Consider the following 6,985-nt stretch of genomic DNA (forward strand, 5'->3'; position numbering starts at 1 on the left):
CTATGAGGTGCAACGCTCGCTGCTGTCCGGCGCGAGCCGCTTGGCGGGTCTTGGCGCCGGATGGCTCAACAACCCGTCCAATCCGTTCGGCTATTCGTCGATGGGGCCACTGGTGGCGGCGGGGTTAGGCGTATTCGCCCATGCCTCGGCTCCCCGCGGCAAGCCCGAGTTCGGGATCATTGAAACACAGGTCGGCAAGCAAAAACACGCGGTCGACGAGGATATCGTGCTGCGCAAGGCGTTCGGGCAATTGAAGCGATTCAGGAAGGTCGGCGTGACCGGGCAGGAGCCGCTGTTGATCGTCGCGCCGATGTCGGGTCACTATGCGACCTTGCTCCGCGGCACGGTCGAACGGATGCTGCCGAGGCACGACGTGTTCGTCACCGATTGGCGTGACGCCAGGCAAGTCGGCCTCGACGAAGGGCGTTTCGACCTCGACGATTATGTCGATTACCTGATCGAATTTTGTGCGGCGGTGAAGGAAACGACCGGCAAGCGGCCGCACGTGCTGGCGGTATGCCAGCCAGCGGTCCCGGCCTATGCCGCGACCGCGGTCATGAACGCCGACAAACATGTGGCCCGACCCAAGACGCTGACGATGATGGGCGGGCCGATCGACACCCGCCAGGCGCCGACCGCGGTCAACACGCTGGCGACCCAGCGGTCGCACAGCTGGTTTCAGCAAAACGCGATCGCGACCGTGCCGATGGTCTATGCCGGGGCGGGGCGAAAGGTTTATCCGGGCTTCCTCCAGCTCGCCGGTTTCATGACGATGAACCTTGGCAACCACCTCGTCAGCCATTGGGAGATGTTCAAGCATCTGGTGGTCGGAGACGAGGAAGGTGCCGACGCGACCCGCGATTTCTACGACGAATATCTGTCGGTGTGCGACATGACCGCGGAATTCTACCTGCAGACGGTCGATGCGGTGTTCCAGCGGCATTTGCTGCCCAAGGGCGAATATATGCATCGCGGCAAGAGGGTCGATCCGGCCGCGATCAAGGACACCGCGCTGCTGGCGATCGAAGGCGAGCGCGACGATATTTCGGGCCTCGGCCAGACCCGCGCGGCGCTCGACCTTGCCAGCAAGCTGCCGGCGTCCAAAAAACAATATCTGATGGCCAAGGATGTCGGCCACTACGGCATCTTCAACGGTCGCAAATGGCGCGAGACGATCGCGCCGGTGGTCGAGAAGTTCATTACGGCCAACGGGTAGCCGGAAAGCTATTTCCCGTGCCGCACGCGGCTATCGACCGGGGCTTGTTTGCGCTCCCCTAGGCCATAATCTAGGCCATAATCGCGGATCACCTCGGCGACGCGCAAACGATAATCGCGAAAGGTCTCGGCCCGGCCTTCGGCCTGGGTCGCGCGGTGGGCCGGCTGGTTGCGCCACGCGGCAACCGCCTCCTCGTCGCGCCAGAACGACAACGACAGCATTTTGTCGGGGTCGGTGAGGCTCCGGAACCGCTCGATCGAAATGAAACCATCGGCTTGCTTGAGCGGAGGGGCCAATTCGGCGGCGAGCTCCAAATAACGTGGCGCCTGGCCGTCGACTGGGATCACCTCGAACAGCACTGCGATCACCGAATGGCCTTCAGGAAAATGCGATCCTCGCGCCGGATAAAGCGGTTGGCGCGGGCGAAAGCGAATGCCTCGCGGCCGACGGGATCCTCGCGAAGACGTGCCCGGTAGGTTTCATACGCGGCGAGATCAGCGATGTTGTAAAGCGCGTAAGCGGTGGTGGCCGATCCTTCGTGCGGGCCGAAATAACCGATTAGGTCGGCGCCGCAGCGCGGGATCGCGTCGTTCCAGAATCGAGCATATTCGGCGAACTGCTCGGGCTGGGCGGGGTCGATGTCGTAGCGGATGACGCAAGTGATCATGGGGCGACAATAGTCGGTTGATGCGGGCCATAGTTCGGTTTAGGCCGAACTATGTTCGACGGCCCCCGCATCGCTCAACTCGCCTCGCTGATCGGCGATCCGGCGCGGGCCAACATCATATCGTCGCTGATGGACGGCCGCGCGTTGACCGCCAGCGAGCTGGCGTCGGTGGCGGGAGTCGGCCCGTCGACCGCCAGCGAGCATCTCTCCAAGCTTGAGCAAGGCGGCTTGATCGAACGGAGGCGGCAAGGTCGGCACTGCTATTTCGCGCTCGCCGGGTATCAGGTAGCCGATGTCATCGAGGCTTTGATGGGTCTTTCGGAACGAGCCTCGCCCAAGCCGGTGCGGGTCGGGCCGCGCGACGCGGCGATGCGCGAATCGCGAATTTGCTACGACCATCTCGCCGGTGCGAAAGGGGTGGAGCTGTTCCGCGGCCTCGGTCGGCGCGGCTTGCTGAGCGGCGGCGACCGACCCGGGCTGACCGCCGAAGGCCGGGCCGCACTAGGCGCAATGGGGGTGGCAATCGCCAGCCTTGAGGGCGGGCGGCGGCCGATGTGCCTGGCGTGCCTCGACTGGAGCGAGCGCAGCACGCACCTTGGCGGCGCGCTTGGGGCGGCACTGCTGGGCCTGATGATCGAGCGCGGCTGGGCGGCGCGGCGCGGAGGGCGCGTGATCCATTTGTCACCAACCGGCGAGCGGCGCTTCGCCGAGCATTTCGGCTAAACGGCGGCTCAAGCCTGTTTCATCTTGACCTCGCCGACCAGCAGGGTGGCGGCGGCGCTTGCCAGCACGGCGGCGATGGCCGAGCCGGTCAGCGCGAGGTGGAACCCGGGGATTAGCGCCGCGCCTTCCTTCGACAGGACGACGCCGAGCAAGGCGGTGGCGATCAAACCGCCCAATCGCGCGACCGCGCTGCTGAAACCCGAGGCGGTGCCGGTGTGCTTTTCGTCGACCGAGCCCAAGACCGACGAGGTCAATGGCGCGACCGCGATTGACATGCCCGCCGCCATCACCGTGATCGCCGGGAACACCGTCGTCCAGTAGCTCGCGTCGCTGCTGATCCGCTGGCCGAGCAGCATACCGCCGGCGACCACCAACGGACCGGCGACCAGGAACCAACGCGGGCCGAGGCGGGCGGCGAGACTACCCATCTTCGGCGAGGCGAGAGTGAGCAGGGTCGGCAGTGGAAGCAACGCCATGCCCGCCTCGACCGGCGAATATCCCGCGGCGGAAATCAGCACATAGGGGACCAGCAACATCGCCGCGCCAAACGCGCCGTAGAGCAGGAAGGACAGGAGGTTGAGGCCCGAGAAGCAGCGGTCGGCGAACATGCCGAATGGCATCATCGCTTTGTCGCCACGGTGCTTTTCGACCCAAAGAAAGGCCGCGAGCATAGCGATCCCGGCGGTCATCGAGCCGAGGGCGATCATGTCGAGGCTGGACGAGGATGACCAGCGGGTAAGGCCATAGGTCGCGCCGCCGAGGCCGGCGGTGGCAAGCAGCGCGCCGGGATAGTCGGTTCGCGCGGCGCCCTTGTCCTGGCTCTCCGAGACGAAGCGGATCGCGAGCAGGATCGCGCCAGCAGCCAAGGGCAGGTTGATATAGAAGATCGACGGCCATCCGATATGGTCGACCAGCCAGCCCCCGATCAGCGGCGCGACCGCCGCCGACGCGGCGCCCGCCGCCGCCCAGATACCGACCGCGCGCCCGCGTTTCTCTCCCTGGAAGGCGGCGTTGAGCAGCGCGAGGCTGTTGGGCAAGAGCAGCGCGGCGCCGACCCCCTGCGCGGCGCGAGCGGCGAGCAGCAGGTCGAGGCTCGGCGCAAGCGCGCAGACCAGGCTGGCGAGCGCGAACAGGGCGGTGCCGAACACCAGCAATAGGCGGCGGCCGTAGTGATCGCCCAGCGCACCGCCGAGCAGGAGGAGGGCGGACAGGGGCAGGAGGTAGGCGTTGACCACCCACTGCACTTCGGCGGCGCCGGCGCCGTAGCTGGCGCGGATCGCGGGCAGGGCAACGTTGAGCACCGAACCTTCGACGAACGACAGGCTGGAGGCGAGGATGCAGGCGGCGAGCGTCCAACGCGGATCGGCGCGCGGACGTTCGCGGGCGCGAGCGTTCACTTGGCGCGGTTCTCCGCCGAATCGAGCGCGGCGTGAACCATCGCGCTCCATATGCCGGGATCGCCGGCAGCGGCCATGACCGGATCCGGCTCGCGCAGTTCTCGCAGGATGGCCAGCGCGTGGCCCTGATAATCGCGCCAGGCGGAATCGACGTCGCGCGCGGCGTGAGAATCAGATCCATCGGCATTGGCGCTGCGATCATAGCCGGCGAGGACCCGGGCGATCCGTTCGACGAGTGGAGTTGCGGCTTGCGGCATGGCGAAAATCTCCTTGTCGGCTCAAACCCGTGCCGGGCGGATAAGGTTCATCCGGTTCGCCGGTTCATCGCGTGGCCTTGGGCGGCGGGTTCAATCGCTCGATGAGGCCCCTCAACATGCGCCGCGCGGCTACCACCAGCCATAGCGAAAGAACCACCAGGCAGGCGGCGATCAGTGCGGCGGCGATGGGATTGGCGATGGCCAGTGCGAGCAAGCCGCCAGTGGCGATATCCTCGGCGGTCGAGACGATGACGTTGCTGAACGGCTCGGGACTGGCGTTGACCAGCGTCCGCGCGCCCGCCTTGCCGGCATGGGCGACGAACGCCGCGCCGCCGCCCAGAAGGAAGCTAGCAACCTGCCAGCCGGTGTCACCGCTATCGACGATGGCCAGACTGAGCAGCGCGCCGCCCAATGGCCGGATGAACGAGTGAACCGCGTCCCATGCGCTGTCGACCCAGGCGATCTTGTCGGCGAAGAATTCGGCGAACGTCCCGACCGCGGCAACCGCCAGCAGCCAATTGTTGGCGAGAATGTCGAGGCCGTGGAGCTGCTCTGGCAGCGCGATCCATCCGAATTTCATGGCGAGGCCGGTGACCAAGGTGACCAGGTAAAGCCGCCAGCCCGCGAGGAGGCTGGTCGAGGCGGCGAGGGCGACGAGTTCGACGGGGGTCATGCGGGAAAGGTGGCGCGGATTGGATTATAGCGCAAGAGAACACCTCCGTCAGCCTTGGACAGGACGACGCGGAGTAAATCCGTGCCGTTGGTCCTGTTGTCGCTGTCCGGCGCAGGCCGCCCGCCATTCGCCGGCTCTTGGCGCTGCCTCACGATTGCTTGCGCCATCACTCCGCTCCGCTCGGCGGCCTCATAGGACCTCGAACAATCCCGCCGCGCCCATGCCGCCGCCGACGCACATGGTGACGACGACGTAGCGGGCGCCCCTGCGCTTGCCTTCGATCAGCGCGTGGCCGGTGAGGCGCGCCCCGCTCATGCCGTAGGGGTGGCCGATCGAAATGGCGCCGCCGTCGACGTTGAGCAGCTCGTCGGGGATGCCGAGCTTGTCGCGGCAGTAGAGCAACTGGACCGCGAACGCCTCGTTCAATTCCCACAGGCCGATGTCGTCCGTTTTTAGACCGAAGCGCTGGAGCAGCTTGGGCACCGCGAACACCGGGCCGATGCCCATCTCGTCGGGCTCGGTGCCGGCCACGGCCATGCCGACATAACGGCCGAGCGGCTCGAGCCCGCGTTTGGATGCGAGTTCGGCGTCCATCACGACGCAAGCCGAGGCGCCGTCCGAGAGCTGGCTGGCATTGCCCGCGGTGACGATCGCACCTTCGCCGCGCACCGGCTGGAGCGAGGCGAGACCCTCGATCGTCGTGTCGGGGCGATTGCCTTCGTCCTTGTCGATGGTGATGTCGCGCATCGAGACCGCGCCGGTCTCCTTGTCCTTAACGCCCATCTTTGCCGAGCAGGCGACGATTTCGGCGGCGAGGCGCCCTTCCGCCTGGGCAGCGACGGTCCGGTGTTGCGATTGGAGCGCATATTGGTCGCACGCGTCTCGGTCGATGCCGTAGCGCTTGGCGACGTTTTCGGCGGTGTCGATCATCGGCATATAAACATTTTTGTGCATCGCCAGCAGTTCCATGTCCGGGCCGAGGCGCATCTCGGCCGTTTGAACCATCGAGATGCTTTCGACCCCGCCAGCGACGCAGATATCCATGCGATCGACGATGACTTGCTTGGCGGCGGTGGCGATGGCCATCAGCCCCGACGCGCACTGGCGGTCGATCGACATGCCGGCGACGGTCACCGGCAGCCCGGCGCGGAGCGCGGCGGTGCGGCCAATCGTCGCCTGCACCCCCTGCTGCAGCGCGGCGCCGATGATACAGTCGTCGACCTCGGCCGGATCGATCTTCGAGCGTTCGACCGCGGCGCGGATGGCGTGCGCGGCGAGGGTCGGCGAGGGGGTGGCGTTGAACGCTCCCTTATAGGCGCGGCCGATGGCGGTGCGGGCGGTGGAGACGATGACGGCATCGCGAGCGGACATGGAAATTCTCCCTAGGTAAAAATGAGGCCGAGCCATTGAGCGGTGAGGGCCGGCTTGGGTTCGCCCTCTATCTCGACCGTGATATCATGGTGGAGGAGCAATTGGCCGGGTGCCTTGTCCTCGGCGGCGGTCAGCGTGAAGCGGCCGCGAACGCGCTTGCCGGCGCGGAGTGGGGCGATGAAGCGCACGCGGTCGAGGCCGTAGTTGACCGCCATCTTGGTGGTGTTGGGCATTTGCATCACGTCGGCGGCCATTCGGCTCAACAGCGACAGCGAGAGGAAGCCATGGGCGATGGTGCCGCCAAAAGGGGTCTGCGCGGCGGCGGCGGGGTCGACGTGGATGAACTGCCGGTCCTCGGTCGCGTCGGCGAAGGCGTCGATGCGCTCCTGAGTCACTTCAATCCAGTCGGACACGCCGATTTCGGCGCCGATGCGGGTACGGATGTCGTCGAGGGTGGCGATGGGCATCGGCGCCCGGTCTAGGCTCGCTCGAAGAGCGCTGGCAAGCCCCGGACAAGCGACGCTACGGCAGCTTGCGCTCCTTGGCGGATGCCGGTGGATTGGGCGCCGCCCACGGCATCACAAGCGTACCGTCGGGGGCCGCGGTGAAGGTGGTTTGGGTGGGGTAGGCGAAGTCGATCTGTTCCCGCGCGAACAGGCGGGCGATGGCGATGATGATCTC

At 66.4% G+C, this 6,985-nt stretch carries 9 protein-coding genes; 2 read left to right on the plus strand and 7 right to left on the minus strand.

Annotated features, from left to right (window positions below):
* A partial coding sequence (locus H0W65_RS11695; RefSeq protein WP_294007770.1) for a polyhydroxyalkanoate depolymerase occupies positions 1–1,216 on the plus strand: 1,216 nt, incomplete at its 5' end.
* A gap of 8 nt (positions 1,217–1,224) precedes the next feature.
* Here H0W65_RS11695 and H0W65_RS11700 read toward each other — a convergent pair.
* Both H0W65_RS11700 and H0W65_RS11705 read right to left on the minus strand, forming a co-directional pair.
* Complete coding sequence (locus H0W65_RS11700; RefSeq protein ID WP_294007772.1) at positions 1,225–1,584, minus strand: antibiotic biosynthesis monooxygenase; 360 nt, start codon at positions 1,582–1,584, stop codon at positions 1,225–1,227.
* A complete protein-coding gene (locus H0W65_RS11705) occupies positions 1,581–1,883 on the minus strand; it encodes an NIPSNAP family protein (protein ID WP_294007773.1) in 303 nt (100 codons plus the stop codon). Before H0W65_RS11705 ends, H0W65_RS11700 begins: the two co-directional genes overlap by 4 nt.
* A 51-nt stretch (positions 1,884–1,934) precedes the next feature.
* Between H0W65_RS11705 and H0W65_RS11710 the strand changes: the two genes are divergently transcribed.
* On the plus strand, positions 1,935–2,606 hold the full coding sequence (locus H0W65_RS11710; protein ID WP_294007775.1) for a winged helix-turn-helix domain-containing protein: 672 nt from the start codon (positions 1,935–1,937) through the stop codon (positions 2,604–2,606).
* An 8-nt stretch (positions 2,607–2,614) separates the two neighbouring features.
* On the opposite strand, the gene H0W65_RS11715 is transcribed toward H0W65_RS11710, so the two are convergent.
* The 5 genes from H0W65_RS11715 to H0W65_RS11735 form a co-directional block, all read right to left on the minus strand.
* Complete coding sequence (locus H0W65_RS11715; protein WP_294007777.1) at positions 2,615–4,003, minus strand: MFS transporter; 1,389 nt, start codon at positions 4,001–4,003, stop codon at positions 2,615–2,617.
* Entirely contained in the window at positions 4,000–4,260 is a 261-nt protein-coding gene (locus tag H0W65_RS11720; RefSeq protein ID WP_294007779.1) for a hypothetical protein, read from the minus strand. The genes H0W65_RS11715 and H0W65_RS11720 overlap by 4 nt, the downstream gene beginning before the upstream one ends.
* A gap of 64 nt (positions 4,261–4,324) precedes the next feature.
* The gene (locus H0W65_RS11725; protein ID WP_294007781.1) at positions 4,325–4,933 is read right to left on the minus strand and encodes a DUF4126 domain-containing protein; all 609 of its coding nucleotides are present in this window, start codon (positions 4,931–4,933) and stop codon (positions 4,325–4,327) included.
* Positions 4,934–5,122: 189 nt separating this feature from the next.
* Entirely contained in the window at positions 5,123–6,304 is a 1,182-nt protein-coding gene (locus H0W65_RS11730; protein ID WP_294007783.1) for an acetyl-CoA C-acyltransferase, read from the minus strand.
* A gap of 11 nt (positions 6,305–6,315) precedes the next feature.
* Entirely contained in the window at positions 6,316–6,771 is a 456-nt protein-coding gene (locus H0W65_RS11735) for a MaoC family dehydratase (RefSeq protein ID WP_294007784.1), read from the minus strand.
* Positions 6,772–6,985 lie beyond the last annotated feature (214 nt).

Origin of the sequence: Sphingomonas sp., from assembly GCF_013816785.1 — a bacterium.
GTDB lineage: Bacteria > Pseudomonadota > Alphaproteobacteria > Sphingomonadales > Sphingomonadaceae > Sphingomicrobium.

Bases quoted from the DNA above. Each gene is read 5' to 3' on its own strand.
- H0W65_RS11730 (WP_294007783.1), bottom strand. From the start codon at position 6,304: ATGTCCGCTCGCGATGCCGTCATCGTCTCCACCGCCCGCACCGCCATC.
- H0W65_RS11725 (WP_294007781.1), bottom strand. From the start codon at position 4,933: ATGACCCCCGTCGAACTCGTCGCCCTCGCCGCCTCGACCAGCCTCCTC.
- H0W65_RS11705 (WP_294007773.1), bottom strand. From the start codon at position 1,883: ATGATCACTTGCGTCATCCGCTACGACATCGACCCCGCCCAGCCCGAG.
- H0W65_RS11735 (WP_294007784.1), bottom strand. From the start codon at position 6,771: ATGCCCATCGCCACCCTCGACGACATCCGTACCCGCATCGGCGCCGAA.
- H0W65_RS11710 (WP_294007775.1), top strand. From the start codon at position 1,935: ATGTTCGACGGCCCCCGCATCGCTCAACTCGCCTCGCTGATCGGCGAT.
- H0W65_RS11720 (WP_294007779.1), bottom strand. From the start codon at position 4,260: ATGCCGCAAGCCGCAACTCCACTCGTCGAACGGATCGCCCGGGTCCTC.